The sequence below is a fragment of the Pseudomonas sp. 05N432 genome (assembly GCF_056396945.1).
Genome location: NZ_JBFTMM010000019.1, coordinates 42,481 through 67,627, shown reverse-complemented (window position 1 = coordinate 67,627; position 25,147 = coordinate 42,481). Strand labels below are relative to the sequence as shown.

Here is a 25,147-nt window from a genome sequence, read left to right as displayed (position 1 = left end):
CACGGATCAAGTCGCCACGGCGATGAACGAAATGTCCGCCACCGCCCAGGAAGTCGCCCGTCATGCAGCCGACGCGGCACGGGCCGCCGATGATGCCGACCAGTCGGCGCAGCAGGGCGAGAAGGTCATGCAGGGCACGATTCACACCATCACCCAAATGCGCGGCGAAATCGCCAACACCGCGACGGTCATCCGCCAACTGGAAACCGATAGCGGGCGTATCGGCAAGGTGCTGGAAGTGATTCGCGGCATCGCCGAGCAAACCAACTTGCTGGCATTGAACGCGGCTATCGAAGCCGCTCGAGCCGGTGAAGCCGGACGCGGGTTCGCTGTGGTGGCCGATGAAGTCCGCAGCCTGGCCCAGCGCACGGCGGCGTCGATCATCGAAATCAACCAGATCATCCAGAGTGTGCAGACCGGCGCGGTAGACGCGGCCCAGGCCATCGAAAGCGGTCAGTCGCGCAGCGAAGAAAGCGTCGAGCAGGTCACTCAAGCCGGGGCCATGCTCGAGCGCATTACCGCGTCGGTGGAGGCGATCCGCGACATGAACCGTCAGATCGCCACCGCCGCTGAAGAACAGACCTCGGTGGCCGAAGACATTTCGCGCAACCTGACCGAGATCACCAGTATTGCCAGTACCAATCTGGACAACGTGCAGCGCACTGAAGCGGCGAGCAACAATCTGCACGGGTTGTCGGGGCAATTGAGCGCAGTGACGGCACGCCTCGGCGCTTAGCCAACTGAAATGTGTATCGGCACGCTAACCGTGTCGGTACACGATTGATCTCAAGTGAGGGGGTTGCACGTCGATGATTCGGTTATCCCTAACCTCATCGAAGGAAACGCCCATGGTCAGCCTCACATCGGTCTCGATCAATCAGACTCTGTCCACGACCACCAGCAAGACGACCATCAGTGACAGCGCCACTACCGACACCACGCAAAGCAGCACCGCGACGGGAAGTTCGACGACCGACAGCGGCAAAGTTGCAGCCGGTGGTGGCGCGTCTGCGTCGGGTAGCAGCAGTTCGAGCAGCAGTAGCAGTGAGTCGGATACGGTAAAAGAGCTGCGCAAGCAGATCGCCCAATTGCAAAAGCAATTGCAGGAGCAACAGCAACAACTGCAAGCTGCTCAGGCCAGTCAGGAAAGTGCGGATGCCAAAGCGGCGAAAATCGCCGCCGCCCAGTCACAGATCGCAACCACCTCGGGTTCGTTGGAGACCGCTACGGCGGCATTGACGCAAGCGCTGCAAGAGTCAGGCAGCAGCACGTCGGGGGCGTTGGTCAGTACGACGGCGTAACGGCGCGGCGGTGTTGCCCGTCATGCCCATCAGACGCAAAAAAGCCGCAGACCCTCAGGGGGGTGCGGCTTCTTTTTTTTTCGATTTACTTGTCTTGTGTGTTGCTCAGCACTTTGCCGGTTTTGGCGTCCAGCTTCACGTCCCACTCGACGTTCTTCGCGTCGCGGATTTCGACCTTGTACTCATAAGCACTGGTTTTGGCATTGTGCTCCAGCTCGGTGTCGGTGATGTTCGCGGCCGTGCTGCCAGGGTGCTCGGCCAGCGCGGCCTGATTGAGTTTCTACATGTCCATCACGGTGCCGTCCTTGAGCAGACCCGGGATCAGGTCCGGACGCACATCGGCCATGGCGAAACCGGCCGTCAGGGTCAGGGCAGCGGCGGTGAACAGGGCAGTCAACGTCTTCATGGGGTCATTCCTTGGGTGAGCTGTTTAAGTGGCGTCAGGTTAACCAGCGCAACTTAATTCATCCTTAACATCGCCTGAGCCTGGTCGTTCCCGCGCAAATCATCACGAGACTGCGTGCTGCCGAACCTGTAGCAGCTGGCGCAGCCTGCGTTCGGCTGCGCAGCGGTCGTGAAACCTGCGCCTGCGGTGAACCTGAAACTCCGCGTTGCCTGATTCTACGACTGCTGCGCCCGAACGCGGACCGAGCCGAACGCAGGCTGCGCCAGCTGCTACGGGAATTGCGTGGCCCCTCTGGTTTTGCCGTACCACCCGTGACGCTCCCTCTCGGGAGCGATCAATAGCGGACGGCCACTCAGAAGCCGTTGTTCTCAAGCAACTGCGCAACGCTGCCCGCTGCCGGGCGCTTGTAATACTTGAGCAGTTCGCTGGCGCGGTTGGTGAAGATGCCATCGACACCGGCGTCCATGACCTTCTTGTAATCCACCGCATCGTCGATGGTGTAGACGTGCACCAACATGCCTTTGTCGTGGGTGTACTGGTTCATCCACGGTTGCACCAGGTCCGAATAGCTTTGATCGCCGCCGTTGGTCAACGCTGCCGAAGGGCCCGTRCCGACGGCACCCTGAGACTTGGCGTAGTCGACCCATTGCTCGAATTCGGCTTTGTCCTTGGGTTCCTGTTTGGCGTAGTAGGTGGCTTTATCCTTGTCGCCGGATTCGGCGAAGGTCACCTTCGACTTGGGCTCGATGCTGCCTTCGCCCACCCACAGCAGAAGAATCTTCGGCACTTGCGGCATTTCTTTTTGCAGCAGTTCAAGGCTGCTCTTCTCGAAGGTTTGCAGGATCACTTTGCCTTTACCCTGACCGACGCTCAGCTCGCTTTTGGCCAGTTTGGAACCTGCCGGGCTCAGCCAGCCACGGTCCTGAAGCTTGTCCTTGAGGTCGCGCTCGATGCCGGGAAATTGCTTTGGCTCTTTGGTTTCGATGTAAAGCCCTGGCTTGTGCAGCGGGTTGCCTTCGGCGATATCGATGATTTCGTCGAGGGTCAGGATTCTCAGGCCGGCGTAACTGGCGCGTGCGCGATCCGGGTGTGCGGTGTTGAACCAGCTGCCAGCATCCAGGGTTTTAAGTTCGGCGATGGTGAACGCGTTGGCCGGGCTGTCCTTGCGTTCAGGAAACCTGGTCGCAACGTCGGTGGTGCGTTGCAGGTTGTTGTCATGCAAGGCGAACAGCACGCCGTCCTTGCTGCGTTGCAGGTCCATTTCCAGGTAATCGGCGCCCAGGTCGCGCGCCAGTTTGTAGGAGGCGGCAGTGGATTCCGGTGCATCGAACGAGGCGCCACGGTGGGCGATCACTGCCGGGTGCGGGATCCCGGTGGCGGTGGCCAGAGCGGTCGGGCTCTGCTGGCTGGTAGCCTGTGCCTGGCCAAGGCCGAGCATCAGACTCAGCAACAGGGCGCTTTTGGTGTAGGTAACAGGCATTGTCGAGGTCCTTTCGTAAGAAGCGATTTCAAAGACCTATCTTTTAACAATTGAGCGCCGGATGCGCTATCGCCAAACTGACATTAACGTGTGCGAGGGGCGTTTTTTCCGCGCTTTTGTGCAGTCCTTTGCAGTACGATCCACCTCGGCAATTTCCCCATCAGAGGGAAATCCCGACGCATCCGTTATCCCGCCCCTGCGTGTAAACCATCGTTCAGCCGTCCTGCGGGACGCATCCGTGAGGTTTACCATGCGCATCACGTCCGAACTTATCTGCCAGGCCGCCGACCAACTCATCGGCTTCGTCGGTTTCAATCGCAAGACCGCCCGATACATCGTCCGTTTCAGCGAAGATGCCTTTGGCATGGACGTCGCAGACGACGCAATCATCCCCGCCAGCGAGTTCGTCTGGACGCCTGAGGACGGTCAAGCCATGACCCTCAAGCGCGAGCTGATCCGCTTGTTGCTGGAGCAGAATATCGACGACCGGATCAATATCACTGAACCACTGCGGGTCTATATGCGGCGTGAGGATTTACCGGAGATCAGCGCGCTGCGCCGTCTGGTTCAGGCCGGCTGACGCTCGAAGGCATAAGCGCGTTCTACCTTGCAGACCCGCGTGTGAAACGCTTCATACCAGGTCGAGCGTCCGCGTTCGCGGGTTGCACTGTGCTCGGCGTGTTGTTTCCAGGCGAGAATCGCTTCTTCGCTGGACCAGTAGGAAACGGTGATGCCGAGCCCGTCCTCACCCCGGGCCGACTCCACTCCGAGAAACCCTGGTTGGTCGCGGGCAAGTTCGACCATGTGCTGTGCTGCTTGCTCGTAACCCTGGTCGGCGGCGGTGCGCAGTGAAGTGAAAATCACCGCGTAGTAAGGCGGCGAAGGCGTGTTGGCGATCATCTGTGGTTCCTCGCGCAGGCCCGGATAAAGGCGTTGACCAAGGGGGGAAGGGTGCCGGCTAGCGCCGCGCGTTCGGGTTGAAACAAGGTTGCGACGAAGAATGGATGATTGCTGAGCTCCACGGCCCGTAAATCACCCACCGAATCGTGGCCGGTGGCTCTCAGGTTGTGTGTCAGCAATTGCTCTTCGAACGCCGGATTGACGCCGTAGCGGCAGTGATAGCCTTCATGAATCTCTGTGGCCCCGTAGGCGTTGGCAATCAGCGAGCCTTCAACCAACCGGATACTGTCGACGACCTCGACCAGTGAGCAGGTCAGCGGCGTGAGCACGGCGCGAATGGCGTCGGGCGAAGTTTCGCCATGCTCGGCATCGGTCCATCCCAGAACGTTGCGTGCGTATTCAAGCACCGCGTGTTGAAAACCACCGCAGGTGCCGAGGAACGGCCGCTGCTGTTCACGGGCAAAGCGGATCGCCAACAGCGCACCGTCCATGTTGCGGTAAGGGCTGGCAGGCACGCACCAGAAGCCGTCGAAGTCAGCCAGCGGGGTGTTTGCGTCAATGTGGTCAGTGGCCAGCCACTCAAACTGCACATCGACGTCAGTGTGTTGTGCGGCCAGGTTCAGCGCCAGGGGAATTGCCTGATGGGCAGTGACCTGCGGGTCGTAGTCACCGATCAGTGCAATACGCAGTTGAGGGCTCGCTTCCATGGTGTCTCCCAAGACTTGTTGATTGCTGGAGCCGACTATAGAGTGGCGTTCACGCAATCAACAGTGGCGTTTACCCAAGTGTTCAATGCAGCAACGCACTATCAGTTGGATTACCCGGACCTCGCCTTGATTCTTGCGTTGGTGCGCGGCGGCTCTCTGGCACGGGCGGCGGCGCTATTGAAGGTCGACGTTTCGACGGTGTTTCGTGCGGTCAGGCGCCTGGAAGCGGCATTGGGCCAAGCGCTGTTCGAGAAAAGTCGTGCAGGTTATTTGCCGACCGCCCTGGCCCGAACACTGTCCGAGCAGGCCGAACGCGCCGAGCAGGCGCTGGAAGCGGCGCGTATTGGCGTGGAGCAGGGCGGTGACGTGATCAGCGGCACCGTGCGCCTGACCTGCACCGATTCGGTGTTGCACGCGTTACTGTTGCCGGCACTGGCGCAGTTCATGCCGGCGTACCCGGCGCTGACCCTGGAACTGAGCACCTCCAACGATTTCGCCAACCTCAGCCGCCGCGATGCCGATATCGCCTTGCGCCTGACCCCGCTCACCTCCGGAGCATCTGGTTGGGCGGCGATTGGGCGCTGTGTCGTATCGGGTGTGCGCGAGTGCGGCGTATCTGAAATCGGTCGAGCCGAGTGATCTGACACGGTTGAGCTGGATCGCCCCGGATGACTTTCTGCCCGACCATCCAACCGTGATCTGGCGTCGTCAGCAATTTCCCGGTGTGCTGCCGAGCTATCGCTGTAACAGCATGCACTCGGTCACCGAGTTGGTACGCGCCGGGCTTGGGGTCGCCGCGTTGCCGGACTTTCTGATCGACCCCGCGCAGGGGCTGCGCCCTTTGAGCGAACCCCTGCTCGGTTACGACACCAGTCTGTGGTTGCTGACTCGCCCGGACTGTCGAGCATTGCGCTCGGTGGTGACGCTGTTCGACGAGTTATCACGCTGGGTGCAATTGCCCGATCAGGAGCGTTGCTGATCTTTCAAAATGTGTTGATGCATCTCTGATGTCAGGTTCTCGATGCGTTCGGTCAGCTCTTTGGTCATCTCGGTCAGTCGGGTGTTTTGCTCAAGCAACGTCAGTAACTGTGCGGAGGTCTTCGCGGCTTGCGCTTGCCGTTCGCTGTTGGCAATCGCCAACGTCTCGCGGTGTAGCGCGTCGGCTTCGGACTGGGCTTTGTCGCGAGCGGCCTGACGGGTTTGCGCCAGCAGAATCAACGGCGCGGCATAGGCCGCTTGCAGACTGAACGCGAGGTTGAGGAGGATGAACGGGTAGACGTCGAAGGTCGTTAACCCCGTGACGTTCAGGGCAATCCAGACCACGACGATGAGGGTTTGCGCGCCGAGGAAGGTCGGGGTGCCGAAGAAGCGTGCAAAGGCTTCGGCCTTCAATGCGAAAGTGTCATTGCCGAACGTCGATGCCAGATGAGCGTGCGGCCGGTGGAAGCGCAAGTGATCGATGGGGGCGGCGGGATCTTTTTCTTCGGGCTTGGCTGAATTCATGATGCTCTCTGCAATGCCATGGGACTGAGGCTCACTATAACCCCCACAGCTTCCAGCGCCCGAGTCGCCTTGAAACACTTTGTAGTGTTTTATTCAGGGCTTCGGTCCAGCGGATAAACACGTGAATAGTGTCATTTGTTCCATGTGTCCTTTTGCGTGCCCTTCATGCCTGCCGTTGATAGCAGGCCAGAAACATGTCCAGCGTCGACTCTACGACTGTCGTCTGCATTTCGGGTGACAGTGGTGGACAGTTCAGGGAGATCTGCGGCCAGAAGGCAAATGCCTTGAGCATTCCCTGCACCTGCTGGGCAGCAAAGGCCGGGTCTACAGGCTTGAGCCGACCGTCAGCCTGAGCCGCGCGAATCCAGGTGGTCAACCCTTCTTCACGTTCGCCAATGCGCTCGACCATGTCCTGGACCCGTTCCGGCGAATGGATGGTGGCGGCGATGGCAACCCGTGCCAGATCAAGGAAATTGGTGTCCCCCAGCAGCTGCAACTTGCAGTGCAGCAGTTGGCCCAACTGCTCGCGCAACGGCAGGTCTGTGCGATAGCAATTGTCCTGTTGAGCGGTGACGTTGGCCCACAATCGTTGCAGGATTTCAGTCCACAGCTCTTCTTTGCTGGGGAAGTGGTTGTACACCGTGCGCTTCGACACACCCGCAGTGGCGGCAATCTTGTCCATGCTGGTGATGTCGAAGCCGTTGGCACGGAATTCGGCAATCGCCGCCTGAACAATGGCTTCGCGTTTACGGTCGGTGAGGCGTTGTGGAGCTGTCATAAATACGCTTCGGCAGAGAAAAGGAAGAATTACACTCGGCAGTTTACTTGCTCACGGCTTTGTTGCAATCTTGAAACTACACTGTGCAGTGTAGTTGAACGGTTGAAAAGTAGGGTTTGCGGCTGACGCGTGCGTGCATTGGCCATTTATCGTCCGAAAAAGAAATGCCGCACCTCGTCGGTTTTCTGGAGTCACTCAAACATGGCCACTTTCTCTTACCAGGCGGATAGCGCCTCTGAACTGAAAACGTCCCGGCAAGAGCAGGGGCAATACCAAAATCATGCAACCGTACCGGGGCAAGGCTTTCGCAAGACCCTGCGAATTTTCTGGAACATGATTTTCCACAAGCCGAATAACACGCGACCGACTGGTGTTATTCCGGTTCAAGCGCTGACTCTCGAACAGCTTCTCGACGCACCGAACCACAGCGTATTCCGCCTGGGGCATTCCACTGTGCTGCTGAAACTGCGCGACAAATTCTGGCTGACCGATCCGGTCTTCGCCGAGCGCGCATCACCGGTGCAATGGGCCGGCCCCAAGCGCTTCCATCAACCACCGATCAGCCTCGAGGCGTTGCCACCGATCGAAGCGGTGATTCTGTCCCATGACCATTACGACCACCTCGATCGTCAGTCGATTCTCAAGCTGGCGGACAAAACCAGGCACTTTCTTGCGCCGCTGGGCGTGGGTGAGACGCTGATCAAATGGGGCGTCGATGCGAGCAAAGTGCGTCAACTGGATTGGTGGGAAGGCACTCAGATCGAGGGCATTCATTTCATTGCCACGCCTTCGCAGCACTTTTCCGGTCGCGGGCTGTTCGATGGCAACAGCACGCTCTGGGCCTCGTGGGTGATGATCGATGGCGGCAAACGGATTTTCTTCAGTGGTGATACCGGTTACTTCGACGGTTTCAAAGCCATCGGCGAACAGTTCGGCCCCTTTGATCTGACCCTGATGGAAACCGGCGCGTACAACGTCGACTGGCCGCACATTCACATGCAACCAGAAGAAACCCTGCAAGCCCACATCGACCTCAAGGGCCGTTGGCTGCTACCGATTCACAACGGCACCTTCGATTTGTCGATGCACGCCTGGCATGAACCCTTCGACCGCATCTTGGCCTTGGCCTGGGAGCGCAGTGTTTCTATCACCACGCCACAAATGGGCGAAGCGTTCAGCCTTGGCCAACCGCAGCGTGGGGAGGCCTGGTGGCTGGAAGTTGAAGAGACAACCGTTCAGTTGATCGTTAACAGCTAGGGACGTACGCCTATTCCACGGATTGTTCTGCGCAGATGCTGGTACAGCAGACTCTGCCAATGATGGGGGAACGGAACCCCATCGAATGATTGGATATCACTCAATCATCGCGTAATCCGCCCGTCCCACCGGGTCTGGCGTAGAGCCTCTGACGCTCATGCCTCGGCCCGGTGCAAAGCCTGGGAAGAACACCAGGCCTTCGGCTTCAAACCGGTAGGCGAGGGCCAGACGGGTGACGTCGAGCACTTCACCGCCCGCTTCAAACCGGCGGATAGCTTCAACGGTAACCCCGGATTCCCTGGAAAACTCCTCCAGCGACCAGCCCAGCATCGCACGGGCTTGTACGCTGTGTGCGGGGGTGAATTGGAAAAGGGCGATACGTTCCAGGGTGATTTTCATCGCAAGAGAGGCCATGGTTTTCTCCGGGTTCGAAATGGGTTATTCAATGGGTACTGTGTTTTTGTACAGTTGTTTTCGACCCGGATCAAACTCAATTTTTTGATTGGTTCTACGTCGCCTCCAACCCCGGAACCTCCCTAATAATAAAGTGATCCAGATTCTCGATATCACCACTGAACACCCCGAACGTCTGCTCGGGGTTTTTCTTGCTCGGCACCTGCTTCAACTCCGGGGTCACGCCATAGAAGAAGCAATAAAGCTCCCGCTCACTACCGATGGCGCCTTTGATTTCCTCGAGGAAGGCTTTGCGCTTGCGGTAGTTCTCGATCAGTTTTTTGCTCAGGTAGACGTTCACCGAGTAGGGCTTCTTGTCGAGCCAGACCTTCTTCTCGAAATCGATGCGGAAACTGGTGTTGTAGTCCTTGATGGCCTTGATCTTGCCCCAGTAAATCAGCCCTTTGTTGTCCTGCAGGTATTCGATTTTTTTGAAGAACGCGCTGTAAGAAGCCGTGTGCTCGCCAATCTTCAGCGGCATACGTTTGAGCAGGTCCTTGTTATCGAAATTCGATACGAAGCACTCCACCGGATGAGCGAAGACGTAGGTTGTGTCCGGTGCCGACTCGCGCGTCGGGTGCTCGGTAGCGCTGGTCGTGGCAGAAGGTTTCGGCTGTTCCCGAGGCGCATCGACATCCGGCATTGGGGTGGACGGCTTGCGCACATACTGACGCCGGGTCAGCAGAAGCTCTGACGGAAAGTGCTCCTCCGGTCCGTCGTCCGTTTCTGCACCTTCTGATGCCGGCGCTCTGAGGCTGACATAAGGGCAGCCTTCGATATGCCGGGTGCCGGGCAGGTTCTTGAAGTGCGGCGTGCGGATGTAATTGACGTTTTTCGCGTTGAACGTCCCCAGCCCATTCGCCTCGTCGAACGCCGTGCGACAGTCGTCGTTGGGGCACTGAAAGCGCTCCTTGGCCGAGTCGAAGTCCATGGTCTCGTCGAAGTTCAGATCGCGCACGTCATAGATCGACAGCTTGTCGTCGAGGCTGATGCAGTAGGCGGTGTCGAATTTCATGCGCGCTCGGGTCCTTGAGGGGTAGGTGGCGTATTAATAGCGGGTGGCGCGTGATGGCGCACCTGTTGATTCACGTTTGTCGCATCAACGCCCTCTGCAATTGGACAAGACCCCATAGCCTGACTAGCGTTGTGAGGTGGGTTGCATTGCTCCTTTCCTCATCCTGAGGTCTTGATTCGAGCTGACTTTTTGCCACATCTACAAGGAGGTAAGGATGTTTGGGTCGGTCGTTCTGGACGCGATTCTCGGGATGTTGGCGCTGTTCACGCTGCTGGGTATTTTCGTCACCACCCTCACTGAAATCATTCAATCGTTCTTCCAGAAGGTCCGGGCGAAGTACCTTTATAACGCCCTGAAGCTGTTGTTCACCGGCAAATTGAAGGGGCTGAACGACAGCGACCTGGCGTTCTTCCAGCAGGTGCTCGATCACCCGATGATCCAGTCCATGGCGCCGCCGGGCAATCGCCCCAGTTACCTGGACCCGGCGATGCTGGCGCAGGTGGTGATCACGCTACTGCTGCACAAAGACGACACCACGACCCTCGATATTCCCCTCGACGAACTCAATGCAGCCCTGACCAAGGGCATTGCGCAGGTTCCGTCCGAGCACTTGCGCCGTGCACTGTCGACGATGCTTGCGGCGGCCCAGGCCAAAGTCACCACGGCCCAGGAGCTGCTGTGCGCGTTCAAGACCCGACTGGAGCACTGGATCAATGCGGTCATGGACCGCGCCGAAGGCTGGATGCGGCGTAATGCCAAAGTCGTCTCGCTGGCCTGCTCGCTGGTGATTTGCCTGGTGCTCAACGTCAACGCGTTCGACCTCATGCAAGGCATGGTGCGCAATGACACGTTGCGCGCGGCCGGCATGCAGATGGCCAACAATCTGGTGACAAACAACCCATCCGCTACGTTCGATCAGCTCTGTGCGAATCGAGACGACAAGGCCCAATGCCAGTTCGATTCGGCATTGAGCAGTTTGCAGGCGCTGCCTCAGGGCGCTATCGGCTGGAACAACCCGCCGGCTTTTTTACACCACGATCAGACAAACAAAATCGCCTGGTTCGGCTACTGGTTACTTGGGGTCATGACGGCGGCGTTGGCTGCCTCGTTGGGCGGCGACTTCTGGTTCAAGATGTTGAGCCAGATGATTCGCCTGACGGGCAGCAAAACAGTCCCACAGCCCAAGCCCTGAGCGCGAGCGGGCACATCAACTCAGGGAGAGCAGCATGGCGAACAACTGGCCCGACGAGATTAAGCACGTCGTTGTGCTGATGATGGAAAACCGCTCGTTCGATCATCTGCTGGGGGATTACACCAGCATCAACCGTGCGTGCGACGGCATCAACCGTAAAGCGCCCAGCACCAACCCGCTGAAGGATGCCAGTGGCAACACGGCGGTGATCACTCAAACGGCGGAAACACCTGACTACTTTGCCCTGTGGGCGCCGCCCGCGCCTTTGCCACCGGCGCTACCGGCCAAGGACAGCGAAGGTTTCGACCTGGGCCATGAGTTCGTCGATGTGGTGAAGCAACTGGATGTGTCACTCAAGACCAGCCTGACTGCACCCAAGCTCGATGGCTTTGCGCAGGACGCCTACGACAAGGCCCGCAACAATCTGAAGGTGTACAAAACTTACTCGCAATCCATGGCCCAGCGGGCGATGAACTACATCCCGTTTGGCGCCACGCCTGCCGCCGATCCGCTGCCGGCGATCCAGGGGCTGGCGCGCAATTTCACCGTGTGCGACCGCTGGTTCGCCTCGGTTCCGGGCCCGACCTGGCCGAACCGTTTTTTCGCCATGCTCGGCAGTTGCAACGGCCACTTGCTGATGCCGTCCACGGGCACCGTGCTGGCGGGGATCAAAAGCCTGATCGCGCAATTTGGCGGCGACAGCATTTTTTCGCTGCTGCGCGACAAGGGCCACGACGTGCGCATTTATTCCGACGGTGCCATCCCGCTGGCGGCGCTGGTCAAAGGTGGCTTGCAACACATGAGCATCGACGACTTCAAGTCGGATGTCGCTGGTAACAAGCTTCCTGAACTGTCGTGGATCGAGCCGAGCTATGGCTTGCTCAACGGTAAACTCGGGCCCAACGTATCGCACCATCCACCGGAAGACCTGCGCTTTGGCGATCAGTTTGTCGGCGAGGTGTTCAACGCCTTGTCGGCCAACACTGACCTCTGGAGCAAAACCTTGTTCGTGCTGCTGTACGACGAGCACGGCGGCTTCCATGACCATGTGGTGCCACCGACTTGCGTGGCGACGGGGTCAACGGTCGATGTCGAATGGCCCAATCCCTTCACCCGGCTGGGCATCCGCGTACCGGCGATCCTCGCTTCGCCGTGGCTCAATCCCGGCCTGATTCCGTGGACCGACAACCTCCAGGCGCAACATTACGATCACACCAGTTTGCTGGCCTTTCTCTGCGATCATTTCCAACTGCCGCGCAGTGCACTAGGTGCAAGGGTGGTCGCGGCCCAGCACTTCGGCAACGCGCCGATCTGGCGCACTGCCGCAAACCTTGCTCCGGCGCCGAAACTGGCCGCCACCGCCGTGCCAAGCCGCGCCGGGCTGCCCTTGATCGAGTCCCAACTGGCGACCCAAAGCCGTCAGGTGGTGGACAGCGCCACCGGTTACCTCGATGGTCTTGATCCGGAGCAGATCTGGAAAAACAGCGCCCAAGGTGTCAGCAGTTTCCTCGACAGCCGCACCCGTGCACTGGCTGAGCCCGGCCAGGCCGCCCTGACGTCCGCCGCGCCCAGTGCCGACAGCCTGGAAGCGAAACTGCGGCGCCTGCAGGATTTGATGGCCACCGCCCACGGTCAAACGGTGGCTGCCGTTGGTGCGCCTGCCGTCAAAACCTTGCAAGCAGGGGCGGTGCCGGCTGTTGTGCCCGCGCAACTGCGAGTCCTGTGCCTGCCGGGTGTGGGATTCACGCCGCCCGCCAATGGGCAGGGCAGTACCGACGCGAACTGGCAGGAACAATGGCGCACGCTGATCCGCAACCAACTGGCGCAGAACGGTCGCGTCATCGACGACCAGGACATCGACTTTCTGCCCTTCGATGATCAACTCAAGGATGGACCGGACTTCGCCCAGATCACCCGCGGCCTGGCCATGTTGCGGGACGACGCCAGGGGCAAGGCCGACGAGGATTTCGGCAGTTGGGGCCTGCCGGTCAATCAGATGCTGCGCACCACCGTCGGCGCCATCGTGCAATGGATCGAAGACGCCGAATTGCGCACCGCACTGACCCAACATCTGCTGGACAAAATCGACGCGTTCAACCCGCAGATCATCTTCGCCCAAGGGCTGGGCAGCCTGATCGGTTACGACGCCTTGCGCCGTTCGGTGGCCAAGAAAGGTTCGGCGCTGAAACTCGTCGATGGCCGGGTATTCGTCAGCTTCGGCTCGCCCATCGCACTGCCATTGGTGATGCGCGAAGTGTGGGGCGGACGGGTCATGCGCCTGAGTGAAAACGGTCGAGGCATTCGCCGTTGGTTCCACCTCTACAACCCCAACGACGGCTTACTGACCCGGCCGATCACCTCGCCAGACTCGGCGCGGGTCGACCTGCAAACCGAGTTCAGCGTGCCGCTGCGTGATGACCTGCTCGACCTCAATCACGCAGCGCAAGCCTACTTGTCATCAGCCACCAGCCAGACCGGCCTCTGGCCACAACTGGCCCGCGACGTGGTGGCGGCAAGCGCTCTGGAAGTGCCGGCGTTCCTGTCCCGCAGCGGCCAACGCAAACGCCGCGCCCTGGTGGTCGGCATCAACGATTACCCCGAACCGGGCGCACGCCTCGACGGCTGCATCAACGACACCTACCTGATCAGCCGCATGCTCCAGGAAAGCGGCTACGACGCCGGCGACATTCGGTTGCTGCACGACGCCCGAGCGACGCGGGCGAACTTCGTCGAGCGCCTCGAATGGCTGGTGGAAGGCGCCCGCGCCGGCGACGAGCGCGTGCTGTTCTATTCCGGCCACGGCACCCAACTGCCGGCCTACAGCAGCAGCGGCGAAGCCGACCGCATGGACGAAACTCTGGTGCTCTACGACTTCGACTGGGACGACGAAAACACCCACTTCACCGACAAACTGTTCCGCCAGTTCTACAGCCACCTGCCATTTGACCCGAACGGCCACGGCGCCAAACTGACCGTCATGTTCGACTGCTGCTACGCCGGCGGCATGACCCGCGGCAACGGCCGCGTGCGCGGCATCACCCCACCCAGCGACATCCGCCACCGCATGCTGCGCTGGGACCCCTACGCCGGCGACTGGGACCGCCGGGTGTACGCCGCCGACAGCGACGGCCGCGACTTCAGCGAACACGACCACACTTCCCGCGGACTCACCCGCACCCGCAGCACCCAAGGCGCCGCCACCGGCCTACGCCCCGAGAAAAAGGCCCAACTACAGCGCCAAGGCAAACTCTACGGCCACCACGGCCCCTACATGCCCCTGATGCTCTACGCCGCCCGAGAAAACGAAAAAGCCAACGAGTATGAGGTGGGCTCCACCAGCTACGGCGCCTTCACCTACGCCGTGGTCGAGCAACTGCGCAAACTGCACCAGGAAAATGTGACGTTGGGGTTTGATAAGTTGATAGAGCAGGTAGGCAAAGTGCTGAGCGCGAGGTCGCTGGGGCAGACACCGGAGATCGTCGGGCCGAGCGGGGTGAGGGAAGCGGTGTGCCCGTGGAAGATTAGTGGGTTGGGGAAATGATCTCGTAGTTGCAGTCACAGCCAAAGAAAAGGGCCGCAGGATAATACTGCGGCCCTAACAACACCGAAACTCCTAAACCCACCGCCAATCCCCTGTGGGAGCGAGCCTGCTCGCGATGGCGATCTCCCAGCCAACGACAACCTCAGCAGGTGAATGAGGTCGCGCAACTTGAGAAGTCATTTTTTGACAGATGTTCAGCTCAACACCTTGCCTATCGAAAATCTACGACTTGGGCTAGCTTGGCTAACGCTATGGAGGTGCCACATGAATGAACTGGTACAAGTAAACATGCACGAAGCAAAATCCCAGCTCTCCCAACTTGCTGAGTGCGCATGGCATGGCGACCAAGTTGTGATCACCAAGGCCGGCAAGCCTTATCTGGATCTGTTGCCCCATGTCGATACCCCTCGGATGCGCAAGCCTGGGCGGTTGAAAGGGCAAATCCGGATATCTGCGGATTTTGACAAAACGCCCAAGGACATCAACGATGGAATTGAAGACGGCCTATGAGGCGCTGACAGAATTATTCCTCAGTATCGGGGCGGGTGGTTGCGGCGCGATTGTGAGGGGGCGGAACACTGAGATTTCCAAACCCGCCGCAGTTCCCCTGTGGGAGCGAGCCTGCTCGCGATGGCGTCGGTAAACATGCCACATAAACAAAATCCGCCACCTGAACTTCAGGCCGCGGATTTCTTCATTTCAGCTACGAACAATCAAAACCCTCGCAGCACCCGTAACGCCTTCCACCACCAGGATTGACGCTGATTGAACGGATCATCCACCGATGATTGAGTGCCGGTTGATCACGACGGATACAGCATCGCATGGCTTTTAGCGTAGCTGTTGAAGCAGTTGATCAAGCGTGTCTTGGCCCTTTTTGAGCTGGCATTCCCAAATGATCAGAACTCGCCAGCCCAGAACCTTCAACGCCTCAACGTTTTCAATATCCCTAGCTACGTTACGTGAAAACTTTTCATTCCAGAATTCACATCTGGTCTTTGGGCTCGTAGCGTATCGACACTCTGGGTGGTGATGCCAAAAGCATCCATGGACAAAGATACAGACCCGAAATTTGGCCAATACAATGTCCGGTTTTCCAGGTAGGTTTTTCTGATGTATCCGAAATCGATATCCATGAGCGTGTAGGAACCTCCTGACAATGAGCTCAGGACGGGTATTTATACTCCGAACGGCTGCCATCATTCTTGATCGCGTCGCTTGGTCTACGACATCCACTCTGGTTACCTATTTGGTAATTCAGCATATGAATTTTGATCACCCTTTGCAGGTCGGGATCTCGTCGTCGGGTCGTCTCGACGAAGGTTTTGCTTCGCCTCGTTATTCGGTAATCAGGCGCGCCACCTTCTTGTAAAGCGACAGCGTGAATTCGTCCTTGTCGCTCGAATGGTGACAACGTTGATGACAATTCGAGCACAGAGCGACCGCATTACTAATACGATCTGAACCCTTCTGCGCCAAATGCTTAACGTGATGCACCTCGAGAAACGGCAGTCCGTTTTTCTCAAACGGAGCAGGTTGGCCGCAGCCTTCACAGATGCCGTTAGCCTCATTCCGAACCCAGGCTCTCACCTCTGGATCACGTACATAAGACGTGCAGGTGGTGAGTCCTTGCTTCGGTTTCAAAATCCCGTTTGGCTGACCATTAAACGGTTGCTTCTGAAGTAGGGAGGCTCGTCGCTCTAGTGTTTCCTCATCGGCTGTGGGGGCAAAGTCGTCAGCGGCCAAAATGCTTCTCTCGGCCAGTGCCGCACGAATGGAGCTCTCAACATTTGAGCCGACATGTGGGGCTGGTTTGTATCCTTTGATACGCTCCCTTCCCATTCGTAACAATACTGTTGAAATGTTCAGCATCCGAAATTCAACGGAACCTTCGGTGCGTTCCGATAAGACACCCTGGCGTAGCAGGCGATTTTCCTGAGCTTTGTTGAATTTCTGGCCACTTTGCTCAAGTGCCAGCATCTTCAAATAGGCATCGACCGCAGCCTTAATCTCTAAGTCGCTCCAGTCGCTGTTCTTTTTTCCAGTGTCCATACAATCGCCGAGGGTTGAAAACCCTCGGACGATACTGAGTGGCCATTACGCCGTCTACGAAATTTCCTACAGGCAAGACCATTTTTTTCGCTCGATTGGTCCTACGCAAGACTCCGTCGCGCTAACTCGCCGAAGCTTTGGACCACTGAAACCAATCCATCACCTTCCGCCACCAAGGCCTAACCACCGGCACCCGCCGCCGCGTACGGTTGAGCAGCAAATAAGGCATATCCCGTAACCGAATCCAGCCTTCATCCTGCCAATGCAACAAACTCAACGACATCTCTGGCCAATCCAACAAACTCAACATTGGCCGATCTGTGTTTTTCGATTGCCGTGCGTCTCGCAGCGCCGGCACCACCTGATGCGTCAACCACTCGCGCAGCAACCGATGCCCCGGTGCGTAGTGATACACCAACAACGCATACACACCCGATTCGCTGAGCATAAGCCTGCTTTCCGGCTGACCGTGGTAACGAATCGTCAGCGTGTGCCGCTGGTCTTCGTCCAGCTTGCTGACCATGCGTTCGTTTAGATAGACACCCATCAACCGACCCAGATCGCGGGCGCAGAACCATGGCTGGTTTTCCAGAAGGAGGRCGTGAAGGTGGAGATTATGGCGGGTGAAAACCGTTGAAATGAAGGAGTCAGACATGACCGATCTCCAAAGCTGCGGGAGAGCGGAGTGGATTTTGTGTAGGCATACCCATTACCTCTACGTATGAATTTGGAAAGGGTCAGAACCCGACGTAGAGGATGTAAGAAATCCCAACAAGCCGTCTCTTTCACACACTGGATTACGCATATGCCTTTGAGACAACACGCGGTTCTGTGTGAGGAAGTCAGCTTCTACGTTGGGTGTTTCTTAGGCACCTGTAATGGAGCTTAGAGGTGTTTTGAATGGGCATCAATGCGGAAGGAACTGGAAGTGCTGTAGGAGTTTTGGTGGCGTAACGTAGGGATGCGTAAAGCGTTTTCTGCGCAATAAAAAGGTTCGCCGTGCACGTAGCTAACTCGTATCACGCCTTTGATGCAGGAGCCGTATGCGGTAGCTGCGCACGTACGGATCTGTGCGGGGGGCAGGTAATGCTATTTCTAATGCGACCCTTGGCCGTACCAAACCATCTCAAGGACTGTTTGACTGCATTTGGCAGTACTGGCACGCCCTATATTAGGGGAGTCAAAAATGGCTACGTCACCGGAGCGAACATAATCTGGCGTGCGGCGCCTAGCCGCCCCTTGTAGGCAACAATACAAACTCTTCGTCACGATGCTAGCACAGGGCCTTCATCTTCAGGCAATATCCATATCTGGAGCATGGGGTATTACATGGAATGGACGTACGTTTTGGGCTTGTCGATCACCAACAAGCTGGACTGGCGACTGATGCATCGCCATGCAGCCTTGCGCACTATTCGAACATGGCGATTTGCAACGCTGAGCCTTCCTGCTCGTGAAGCAGAAAAGCTCACCGAGCCGCCTCTAGACCGAGGGTGCATCTCGTGACAGACATTCTGGTGTCGCTAGTTCGTGACAACATCGTCATCGATCAGATACTCCGCCCCCTGCGCTCTCTGGATGGCAAACCGGCAATCACTTATAACAAGAAACTTTGGCCTATTCATGAAGGCATTGTTTACCTCGACGGGTTTCCTCCTCCTTCACCACAGGTTTGTAATAGTGCAGTAGAAGTTTGTGAGACTTTTCCACCCCCACCTCGGATCACCGCAGCCGCGCTCGAACCAGCCCCAACTCTGACCGTAGGTTGGGATCCTTCGCAGCATGCAGTTATCTCCGCTTCTGGCACTGCGAGGTTGATTGTCGATGCGGGACCAGGAACAGGAAAAACCGCCGTTGCGTGCGCCAGGCTTGCCTCACTCATAGAGCAGGGGCGAATCGAGGCGGTTAATTGTTTAATAGTTAGCTTCACTCAAACTGCTGTTTTTGAAATTCGCCAACGAATAAAAGGCTATCTCTCAGATCCGGCTGAAGCTGCTGGTATTAAGGTCGCAACTCTMGACGCTTATGCTTGGTCCCTACGATCAGGTTTTGATGAGTCAGCTTCTCTTAAAGGTGACTACGAAGAGGGCGTAGCAGCGGCTCTTCGGCTGATTACCGAAGATTCAGATGCCGCCGAATATCTTGAGAGAGCAGAACATGTGATCATCGACGAAGCACAGGATATTATCGGTGTTAGAGCCGCTTTCGTCGTGGGACTCGTTCGCAAGCTAGCACCAGATTGTGGAGTTACAGTCTTTGCTGATGAGGCTCAATCCATCTATGGGTTCGCTGAAGATACAAAGCAAGCTACTTTGGGCACAACATTGGAGGATTCATCCCTCCTTCAACGCCTACGTAGCCTCCCTGGCTTTAAGCTCATGTCGTTAACGGAAGTCCATCGCACTTCTTCTCCTGAGTTACGAKAGATTTTTACTACAGTGCGTGGCATGGTGCTGACACCTACAGGCAGTCCTACCCAGCGTAGCGCGGACGTGCGAGCGGCTATTGAGCGCATAACCGGAGAACCAGACCTAAAAGCACCGACCCTCGACATCACTTCACTCCCGGCAGCTTCCCTCGTGCTGTTCCGACGCCGCGCAGAAGCGCTAATGGCATCAGCACAGCTAAAAGATGTACCGCACCGATTGCGCCTTGGCGGTATGCCTAGCTGCCTACCGCCGTGGATTGCTGCATGCTTCTTCGATTTCAAAGAGTCTCGATTAGGACGAGAAGATTTCGGGGCTCTGTGGAGCGCGCGAGTCGCCGATGTGCTTCCGGGTAGCGGTAATATGACTGATGCATGGGTAAAGCTCGCCGAGCTTGCAGGCTTACCTGGTCAAACTATTGATATGCGAACTCTCCGGCGAAAGCTTGGCCGCCGCCAGCCTCCATCGACTCTTTGTTTTCAGGACTTCGGCTCCGCGGGGCCGGTGCTCGGAACAATTCACGGGAGCAAGGGCAGGGAAGCCGAAACAGTTCTGCTGTTGTTACCCAAAAGCGATGCCCGTGGCAATACGGATGAAGAAATGCGCATTGCGTTTGTTGGGGCTACCCGAGCCCGAACTCAGCTGCGCACTGGCAGCGGCTTCAAGCTCTCCTCTGCAAATCTACCTGAAAGCAAACGTACGTACAGTTTTTTGCCAAGATGCACAGAGCAGGCGCTAATGACCGAGATAGGACGGGAGGGCGATATTTGGGCCACTGGTCTAACAGGCTTTGAGCACTTTGACGAAATCGGGGCGGCCTGGGCTCAGCAGCGCTGTTTGGAGCTTGTAGCTGCTCCCAAAATGGGACGTGCCTCTCGCTCAATGGCAACAAAGAATCTTTATGCAATTGCTGTCGAAGATGAAGCCCCCTTAGCAATCCTATCTCCAGCAGTTCGAAACGATCTCTGGTCGTTAGCTACAGTTATCAAATCCAGTGAAGACCTCTACCCATCGACGCAAATAAATCACTTGCGCCTGATAGGTGCTCGAACTCTGGTACTAGCACCTGACGACCAGGAGGCAACTCGCTTGCACGAGCCGTGGGCAACCAGTGGATTTATGCTTGCACCTATGGTCATCGCCTATACCAAGATCCGGTTCTGGAAGAAAAAATGACTCGAGCACAAACCTACCCGCGAGACCATGTGCTATCACGCTTAGCTACTGACTTGGTCGGCCCGCGAGAATCAGATGAATGCGTCAATGCCCGCCCTTCCGATATATACGCAACGGGCATACTTTGGCCACAGAATAGCGCTCCGGATCCGGATGATGACAACAGTTTGGCCACTGAAGGAGAGTCTGTACATGACGAAGGCACTCCTGCTGATGAAGCCGTGGCAGCATCGTCTTTACGGCGACCATCAACAGCTGGGCTATCGTTTGCGGTGAGCTGCAATGATGGCGCACCCGTAGTATCAGTGTTCATTGAGTTTGGACTTTATTCGCCAGAAGAGCTCCCCGGCGCAAAAGGCCCCAAAACCTGGCGTCGCAGAGCAATCGCAATTGAGATTGATCATCTCGAGCTTACAACAGCGAGACCCAAGCAAGCGCTCAACAAGGTCGGAGTTCCTGCGGGTGTTGCACTGAATATTCGAGTCCTTAACATTGGAGAAAAATGGCTAACCACTTTAACTTTGGTTAACGGAGCAACGCCCGAGCAGGGCAGAGATGAATCGGAAGCCGCAACACTTTTTCAAACAAGCTTAAGGGTTGTCCCTGCATACGGCACACAGCTTGTTCCCAAGCCGTCGCGCAGGCCGAGTGTAGATTCGGACGACGAGGCTGCCGCGTTGCTTTACCGTGAAGCGCACGAGTTTGCAGCAGGTCATACCTGTGCTGCTGACTGGGAAGAGGATGCAGAAGGCGCAGCCATATCTGTAAACACTACCTGGTTGCCTTCTGTGATTGTTCCAGCCGTGGACGCCGGCGGCCACCAAGTTTTCCTCGACTTAGCTAGTAAAAGCGAGACGTTCGAAGCTTCTTGGCTTGCTTCTGCCGCACCTGACAAGCTCGCAACTGCACTTATCGGCGTCTCGCAGTCCTATAGAAACTGGATTCAACTGCAAGAGGAAAAACTAATAGAGTTATCCTCAAATCTTAAGGCGGCGGCTGAGGCGAATATCAGAAGGTGCTACGAAGTTGCCGACCGAATGGAGGCCGGTGCAAGAAAAGTCGGGAGTGACCCTACGCTGACCCGCGCTTTCCAGCTCGCCAATAGCGCAATGATCATCCAGTACAGTTGGGACAAGGAAAAATCTGCTCGAGGCACTTTGCGGTGGCGCCCATTCCAGCTTGGTTTCCTTCTTCTTTCAGCTGAGTCAGCAGTGTATTCAGATCACCCCGCACGAGAAATCATGGATCTGCTGTGGTTTCCTACTGGCGGCGGGAAAACTGAAGCGTATCTAGGTCTGATCGCATTGACAGCCTTTTATCGGCGTCTTGCTAGGGGGGACGAGGGGGCAGGAGTGGCCGCAGTTATGCGCTACACCCTACGATTGCTTACTACCCAGCAATTCATTCGTGCCTCAGCACTTATTATGGCGTGCGAAACTATCCGCCGTAACTCCTCTGGACTTGGTCAAACTCCATTCTCGATCGGCCTCTGGGTGGGTGGAGACGCGTCGCCCAATATGCGCAAGGGGTCATATGCATCCCTCAAGGGAGAGAGCGGAGCTTCTCCAAAACAGCTGCAAGCTTGCCCTGCGTGTGGAGAGCGTCTCACATGGACCCAGACTTCTAATGACGCTCCCGTGCTCGTTCACTGCGTCAATAACACCTGCCAACTACACGCTGGTGGTTTACCCTTACCGATCTGGACAGTAGACGAAGATATATACGAAGTGCGCCCAACTTTGCTTATCGGCACCGTAGATAAGTTTGCGCAGATAGTCCGCAAGCCGGCGATAAATCGGTTATTCGGATTGGATAACGGCCACGTGCCAGATTTGATCATCCAGGATGAGCTTCATTTAATTTCGGGGCCTCTCGGGACTGTGACTGGTCTCTATGAAGCTGCCTTCGACCTCATGCTATCGTCCCAAGGTGCGAAACCTAAAGTCATAGGTTCAACAGCTACTATTCGGCGAGCTGCAGACCAAGTACTTGCTCTTTTCGATCGATGCATTTGCCAGTTTCCTCCCCCAGCCATTGACCATGATGACTCTGGTTTCGCCGTAACCAATCATCAAGCAGCAGGGCGTCGATATGTCGGTATTGCCTCAGCAGGTCGATCCGCCAAGTACACACTCCAAGCAGCATCTGCGTCGCTATTGCAGTCCGGGAAAGGAGGCTTCGATAGCTCGAAAGAAGCAGACCCTTACTGGACGTTAGTCGCTTACTTCAACTCACTCCGCGAGCTTGGAGGCTCTCTCGTCCTAATGCAGGATGACGTTAATGACAGTTTGAAGACTCTTTCAGATTTGAGAGGGGAAAAGCAAAGATCTTGCGAAAATATCGAAGAGTTAACTTCTCGACGGTCTCAGGACGAAGTCCGCAATATGCTGGACTTGCTTGCTGTTCATGCTAGTAAGCAAGGTGCTCTAGATGCAGTGCTAGCGACGAACATGCTATCAGTCGGAGTGGACATTCCCCGTCTTGGCTTAATGCTTGTGTATGGCCAGCCTAAAGGTATTGCCGAATACATCCAGGCCACAAGCCGGGTAGGTCGCGGTGACGTTGCCGGTTTGGTCGTATCGGTGCTAAACAGTGCAAAGGCTCGGGACCGATCGCATTTCGAGACATTCCGTACTTGGCATTCAACGCTTTATCGCGACGTTGAGGCGACTAGCGTAACCCCTTTTGCATCGCGTGCGCGGGATCGGGCTCTGCATGCGGTCCTGGTTGCTGCGGTCCGTCATCTCGTACCAGGAATGCTGGAACAGCCAGTTCTTGATGGCAACGCGGAAGCTGCTGCCCGTGCGTTGATATCTCAGATCACTGCGCGGGCGGCTCGCATAGACCCTGATGAAACTGCAGTTGAGGGAGAGTTGCTAGAACGCCTAGATAACTGGGCTGCACGCAACGCAAGCAATTACTGGCATGAATACAAACCACGGGATTCGCTACTCCAAAGTGCTGAGCGCGCGGCGACCGAAAAAGCTCTGGGTCGCAGCCCAGGCGAAGCCTGGCCGACAATGAACAATATGCGCAGTGTTGAAACCGGTACGCCGTTCAGGCTAGCGGAGAGATTACGTGCCGAGGGGGAATCAGGTAAATGAGCAATGAATTAGGAGAACTTCGCCGTAGTGCGGTAGTAGCTACCTTTGGTCCTGGCGCTATTATTGATTTCAGAGCAGACCAGGCAACGATTTCCGCAGTCGCGGCCGGACTGGAGGAGTGGGACCGATCATTTCCCCCTGCAGGTCTCAGAAACGAACAATGTATTCATGAACCCCGACTCCAGCGGAGGCTCGGAGTACATGGCTTCCGTCTGCCGCCGGTAACTGATCCAGCAAGAGCTAGGAAAGGTGATGGAGATAAACGTTCTTTGGTAGCCACCAGGTTCCCAGGATGGCTCCAATGTCCTAGATGTAATCGTATTGCTCCACAAAAGAAATGGGGGTATGAGCCAGGAAAGGCATTCAGATACTGCTCTTGCCTCTCCGGAAAAGGTGAAGCGGGACGCACGTACGTTGTACCAGTTCGATTTGTGATGGCATGCCCAAATGGGCACCTTGACGACTTTCCCTGGCACTGGTGGGTTAGCCATGAAGAAGAATGCACAGGACGTAGCGGTTTCCTTCACTTGGAATCTGAGCGGCCAGGTCATGCTGGACTGATTCTTAGCTGCCCCAAATGCAATGCGCGGAGGTCAATGGATGGGATTTTCTCAAATCAAACTTGGGAGAGGTTTTCGACCTGTTCAGGGAAGCGTCCATGGCTCGCAGGACCAGACCAAAATTGCAGTCACCATCCCCAAGCAGTTCAGCGGGGGGCATCAAACCTTTATTTTCCCGTTATCGAATCAGCCCTAAGTATCCCACCGTGGTCCGACCGACTTCAGGAGGTGATCGGCATTTATTGGGATGCCATCGTTACCGTTGAATCAGGGCAAAGGGTCAGTTTTGTTAGAATGCTTGCTGAAAACGTCTTAGCTCCGGCGCTTCAGGAGTTACACGTAACACCAGAGCAGCTTGTCGCGCAGATCGACTACCGCCTTCACCAATATACTCAGCCAGTAACCGATCTAAAGCAGGAGGAATATCGGCAGTTAACCTCCGGCCAAAACACAGATAGCGATACGGATAGAGAGTTTGAAGTTAGAAATGTTACTGTTCCTACAGATCTAGCGCCGTGGTTTAGCCGAATTGTAAAAGCAGTGCGATTAAGAGAGGTTCGTGCTTTAAAAGGCTTTACACGCATAGTTCCACCGGGAGACGAGAACCGCGATTTAGCAGCACTCTCACTCCAGCCAATGACGTGGTTGCCCGCAATTGAAGTTCGAGGCGAAGGGGTTTTCCTCGAGTTCAATTTAGAGCACCTCGCCAAATGGGAAGTAGAACAGAAATGGGCTCAAGACCGAGCGGAAAAATTGGATCTAGCGTGGAAGCATGAATGGCGTGAGCGGTATGGCGATGACTCTGAGTTACCTGAGTCCATCACTCTGCGTTTTTTACTCATTCACACCTTTGCGCATGCGCTGATGCGACAGTTAACTCTCGAATGCGGGTACTCAAGCGCCTCTCTCCGGGAGCGGATTTATGCATCGACTGGCGATCTCCCGATGGCCGGCCTGCTGATATTCACTGCCACCTCCGATGCAGATGGCACTCTGGGTGGTTTACAACGGCAGGCGGATGCAGCACGGATTGTCAGGACTGTGGAGGCAGCTATTGCAGCGATGGAGTGGTGCTCATCTGACCCGTTATGCATTGAAGATGTGTTCGCACGTCCGGGTAGTTTCCTCCTTGCCGCATGTCACGCCTGTGTGCTGGCGCCGGAAACATCATGCGAGCACTTTAACCGATTTCTCGATCGCGCCTTGCTAGTTGGTCCGGCAGGCACCTCCCAGACGGGATACTTCTCAGATCTACTTCCCGGGAGAAAAAAATAAGATGGCGACTATGTGGCCTAG

At 56.7% G+C, this 25,147-nt stretch carries 20 protein-coding genes and 2 pseudogenes; 11 read left to right on the top strand and 11 right to left on the bottom strand.

The genetic code is table 11. From position 1 onward, the window contains the following. Positions 1-22: 22 nt before the first annotated feature. Both AC1DHT_RS21460 and AC1DHT_RS21455 read left to right on the top strand, forming a co-directional pair. Positions 23-736 carry a methyl-accepting chemotaxis protein gene (locus AC1DHT_RS21460; RefSeq protein WP_477761464.1) on the top strand — a complete coding sequence of 238 codons (714 nt, stop codon included), beginning with the start codon at positions 23-25 and terminating at the stop codon, positions 734-736. Between the two features lie 112 nt (positions 737-848). Continuing rightward, a complete protein-coding gene (locus tag AC1DHT_RS21455) occupies positions 849-1,301 on the top strand; it encodes a hypothetical protein (protein ID WP_427535988.1) in 453 nt (150 codons plus the stop codon). An 85-nt stretch (positions 1,302-1,386) separates the two neighbouring features. On the opposite strand, the pseudogene AC1DHT_RS21450 reads toward AC1DHT_RS21455, so the two are convergent. Then, positions 1,387-1,707, bottom strand: a pseudogene (locus AC1DHT_RS21450) (PepSY domain-containing protein). Between the two features lie 352 nt (positions 1,708-2,059). Beyond that, positions 2,060-3,187, bottom strand: a complete 1,128-nt coding sequence (locus AC1DHT_RS21445) for a glycerophosphodiester phosphodiesterase (protein WP_427535984.1) — start codon at positions 3,185-3,187, stop codon at positions 2,060-2,062. Positions 3,188-3,437: 250 nt separating this feature from the next. On the opposite strand from AC1DHT_RS21445, the gene AC1DHT_RS21440 reads away from it, so the two are divergent. Next, entirely contained in the window at positions 3,438-3,767 is a 330-nt protein-coding gene (locus AC1DHT_RS21440) for a DUF2025 family protein (RefSeq protein WP_427535982.1), read from the top strand. Here AC1DHT_RS21440 and AC1DHT_RS21435 read toward each other — a convergent pair. Together AC1DHT_RS21435 and AC1DHT_RS21430 are read right to left on the bottom strand one after the other, a co-directional pair. Next, entirely contained in the window at positions 3,755-4,087 is a 333-nt protein-coding gene (locus AC1DHT_RS21435) for an antibiotic biosynthesis monooxygenase family protein (RefSeq protein ID WP_427535980.1), read from the bottom strand. The genes AC1DHT_RS21440 and AC1DHT_RS21435 overlap by 13 nt on opposite strands. Beyond that, a complete protein-coding gene (locus AC1DHT_RS21430) occupies positions 4,084-4,794 on the bottom strand; it encodes a CTP synthase C-terminal region-related (seleno)protein (protein ID WP_427535978.1) in 711 nt (236 codons plus the stop codon). The genes AC1DHT_RS21435 and AC1DHT_RS21430 overlap by 4 nt, the downstream gene beginning before the upstream one ends. A gap of 63 nt (positions 4,795-4,857) precedes the next feature. Here AC1DHT_RS21430 and AC1DHT_RS21425 point away from each other — a divergent pair. Beyond that, a pseudogene (locus AC1DHT_RS21425) lies at positions 4,858-5,773 on the top strand (LysR family transcriptional regulator). On the opposite strand, the gene AC1DHT_RS21420 reads toward AC1DHT_RS21425, so the two are convergent. Both AC1DHT_RS21420 and AC1DHT_RS21415 read right to left on the bottom strand, forming a co-directional pair. After that, positions 5,758-6,297, bottom strand: a complete 540-nt coding sequence (locus AC1DHT_RS21420) for a DUF1003 domain-containing protein (RefSeq protein ID WP_347927783.1) — start codon at positions 6,295-6,297, stop codon at positions 5,758-5,760. The pseudogene AC1DHT_RS21425 and the gene AC1DHT_RS21420 sit on opposite strands and share 16 nt — an antisense overlap. 163 nt (positions 6,298-6,460) lie before the next feature. Then, positions 6,461-7,075 (bottom strand): TetR/AcrR family transcriptional regulator, encoded by a 615-nt coding sequence (locus tag AC1DHT_RS21415; RefSeq protein ID WP_427535976.1) that lies wholly within the window; start codon positions 7,073-7,075, stop codon positions 6,461-6,463. A 201-nt stretch (positions 7,076-7,276) separates the two neighbouring features. On the opposite strand from AC1DHT_RS21415, the gene AC1DHT_RS21410 reads away from it, so the two are divergent. Then, positions 7,277-8,332, top strand: a complete 1,056-nt coding sequence (locus AC1DHT_RS21410; protein WP_427535974.1) for an MBL fold metallo-hydrolase — start codon at positions 7,277-7,279, stop codon at positions 8,330-8,332. A 96-nt stretch (positions 8,333-8,428) separates the two neighbouring features. Here AC1DHT_RS21410 and AC1DHT_RS21405 read toward each other — a convergent pair whose 3' ends face one another. Together AC1DHT_RS21405 and AC1DHT_RS21400 are read right to left on the bottom strand one after the other, a co-directional pair. Then, positions 8,429-8,746, bottom strand: coding sequence for a helix-turn-helix domain-containing protein (locus tag AC1DHT_RS21405; protein WP_427535972.1), 318 nt, complete (start codon positions 8,744-8,746; stop codon positions 8,429-8,431). A 94-nt stretch (positions 8,747-8,840) separates the two neighbouring features. Next, positions 8,841-9,800 carry a hypothetical protein gene (locus AC1DHT_RS21400; protein WP_427535970.1) on the bottom strand — a complete coding sequence of 320 codons (960 nt, stop codon included), beginning with the start codon at positions 9,798-9,800 and terminating at the stop codon, positions 8,841-8,843. 214 nt (positions 9,801-10,014) lie between these two features. Here AC1DHT_RS21400 and AC1DHT_RS21395 point away from each other — a divergent pair, with 214 nt between their 5' ends. The 3 genes from AC1DHT_RS21395 (at position 10,015) to AC1DHT_RS21385 (ending at position 15,043) form a co-directional block, all read left to right on the top strand. Next, a complete protein-coding gene (locus tag AC1DHT_RS21395; RefSeq protein WP_427535968.1) occupies positions 10,015-10,992 on the top strand; it encodes a hypothetical protein in 978 nt (325 codons plus the stop codon). Positions 10,993-11,026: 34 nt separating this feature from the next. Continuing rightward, positions 11,027-14,533 carry an alkaline phosphatase family protein gene (locus AC1DHT_RS21390; RefSeq protein ID WP_427535966.1) on the top strand — a complete coding sequence of 1,169 codons (3,507 nt, stop codon included), beginning with the start codon at positions 11,027-11,029 and terminating at the stop codon, positions 14,531-14,533. A gap of 264 nt (positions 14,534-14,797) precedes the next feature. Next, the gene (locus tag AC1DHT_RS21385) at positions 14,798-15,043 is read left to right on the top strand and encodes a type II toxin-antitoxin system Phd/YefM family antitoxin (RefSeq protein ID WP_427535964.1); all 246 of its coding nucleotides are present in this window, start codon (positions 14,798-14,800) and stop codon (positions 15,041-15,043) included. Between the two features lie 321 nt (positions 15,044-15,364). Here the strand turns inward: AC1DHT_RS21385 and AC1DHT_RS21380 are convergent, their stop codons facing one another. From AC1DHT_RS21380 to AC1DHT_RS21370, 3 genes are all read right to left on the bottom strand, one after another. Beyond that, positions 15,365-15,769: a very short patch repair endonuclease gene (locus AC1DHT_RS21380; RefSeq protein ID WP_427535962.1), complete on the bottom strand. Its 405-nt coding sequence runs from the start codon at positions 15,767-15,769 to the stop codon at positions 15,365-15,367. A gap of 102 nt (positions 15,770-15,871) precedes the next feature. After that, positions 15,872-16,585, bottom strand: a complete 714-nt coding sequence (locus tag AC1DHT_RS21375) for an HNH endonuclease (RefSeq protein WP_427535960.1) — start codon at positions 16,583-16,585, stop codon at positions 15,872-15,874. 121 nt (positions 16,586-16,706) lie between these two features. Further along, entirely contained in the window at positions 16,707-17,240 is a 534-nt protein-coding gene (locus AC1DHT_RS21370; RefSeq protein ID WP_477761463.1) for a BRO-N domain-containing protein, read from the bottom strand. Positions 17,241-18,087: 847 nt separating this feature from the next. Here AC1DHT_RS21370 and AC1DHT_RS21365 point away from each other — a divergent pair. Genes AC1DHT_RS21365 through drmB form a run of 3 tightly spaced genes read left to right on the top strand, consistent with a single transcriptional unit; the run spans position 18,088 to position 25,126 of the window. After that, on the top strand, positions 18,088-20,187 hold the full coding sequence (locus tag AC1DHT_RS21365; RefSeq protein ID WP_477761462.1) for a UvrD-helicase domain-containing protein: 2,100 nt from the start codon (positions 18,088-18,090) through the stop codon (positions 20,185-20,187). Beyond that, on the top strand, positions 20,184-23,291 hold the full coding sequence (locus tag AC1DHT_RS21360; RefSeq protein ID WP_427535954.1) for a helicase-related protein: 3,108 nt from the start codon (positions 20,184-20,186) through the stop codon (positions 23,289-23,291). Before AC1DHT_RS21365 ends, AC1DHT_RS21360 begins: the two co-directional genes overlap by 4 nt. Continuing rightward, complete coding sequence (drmB, locus tag AC1DHT_RS21355) at positions 23,288-25,126, top strand: DrmB family protein (RefSeq protein WP_427535952.1); 1,839 nt, start codon at positions 23,288-23,290, stop codon at positions 25,124-25,126. The genes AC1DHT_RS21360 and drmB overlap by 4 nt, the downstream gene beginning before the upstream one ends. The last annotated feature ends 21 nt before the right edge of the window (positions 25,127-25,147 follow it).

What these genes read in the sequence shown, in the direction of transcription:
- AC1DHT_RS21400 (WP_427535970.1), bottom strand. Translation starts at nt 9,800, where the DNA reads ATGAAATTCGACACCGCCTACTGCATCAGCCTCGACGACAAGCTGTCG.
- drmB (WP_427535952.1), top strand. Translation starts at nt 23,288, where the DNA reads ATGAGCAATGAATTAGGAGAACTTCGCCGTAGTGCGGTAGTAGCTACC.
- AC1DHT_RS21390 (WP_427535966.1), top strand. Translation starts at nt 11,027, where the DNA reads ATGGCGAACAACTGGCCCGACGAGATTAAGCACGTCGTTGTGCTGATG.
- AC1DHT_RS21455 (WP_427535988.1), top strand. Translation starts at nt 849, where the DNA reads ATGGTCAGCCTCACATCGGTCTCGATCAATCAGACTCTGTCCACGACC.
- AC1DHT_RS21405 (WP_427535972.1), bottom strand. Translation starts at nt 8,746, where the DNA reads ATGGCCTCTCTTGCGATGAAAATCACCCTGGAACGTATCGCCCTTTTC.
- AC1DHT_RS21460 (WP_477761464.1), top strand. Translation starts at nt 23, where the DNA reads ATGAACGAAATGTCCGCCACCGCCCAGGAAGTCGCCCGTCATGCAGCC.
- AC1DHT_RS21385 (WP_427535964.1), top strand. Translation starts at nt 14,798, where the DNA reads ATGAATGAACTGGTACAAGTAAACATGCACGAAGCAAAATCCCAGCTC.
- AC1DHT_RS21395 (WP_427535968.1), top strand. Translation starts at nt 10,015, where the DNA reads ATGTTTGGGTCGGTCGTTCTGGACGCGATTCTCGGGATGTTGGCGCTG.
- AC1DHT_RS21440 (WP_427535982.1), top strand. Translation starts at nt 3,438, where the DNA reads ATGCGCATCACGTCCGAACTTATCTGCCAGGCCGCCGACCAACTCATC.
- AC1DHT_RS21360 (WP_427535954.1), top strand. Translation starts at nt 20,184, where the DNA reads ATGACTCGAGCACAAACCTACCCGCGAGACCATGTGCTATCACGCTTA.
- AC1DHT_RS21420 (WP_347927783.1), bottom strand. Translation starts at nt 6,297, where the DNA reads ATGAATTCAGCCAAGCCCGAAGAAAAAGATCCCGCCGCCCCCATCGAT.
- AC1DHT_RS21415 (WP_427535976.1), bottom strand. Translation starts at nt 7,075, where the DNA reads ATGACAGCTCCACAACGCCTCACCGACCGTAAACGCGAAGCCATTGTT.
- AC1DHT_RS21410 (WP_427535974.1), top strand. Translation starts at nt 7,277, where the DNA reads ATGGCCACTTTCTCTTACCAGGCGGATAGCGCCTCTGAACTGAAAACG.
- AC1DHT_RS21430 (WP_427535978.1), bottom strand. Translation starts at nt 4,794, where the DNA reads ATGGAAGCGAGCCCTCAACTGCGTATTGCACTGATCGGTGACTACGAC.
- AC1DHT_RS21375 (WP_427535960.1), bottom strand. Translation starts at nt 16,585, where the DNA reads ATGGACACTGGAAAAAAGAACAGCGACTGGAGCGACTTAGAGATTAAG.
- AC1DHT_RS21435 (WP_427535980.1), bottom strand. Translation starts at nt 4,087, where the DNA reads ATGATCGCCAACACGCCTTCGCCGCCTTACTACGCGGTGATTTTCACT.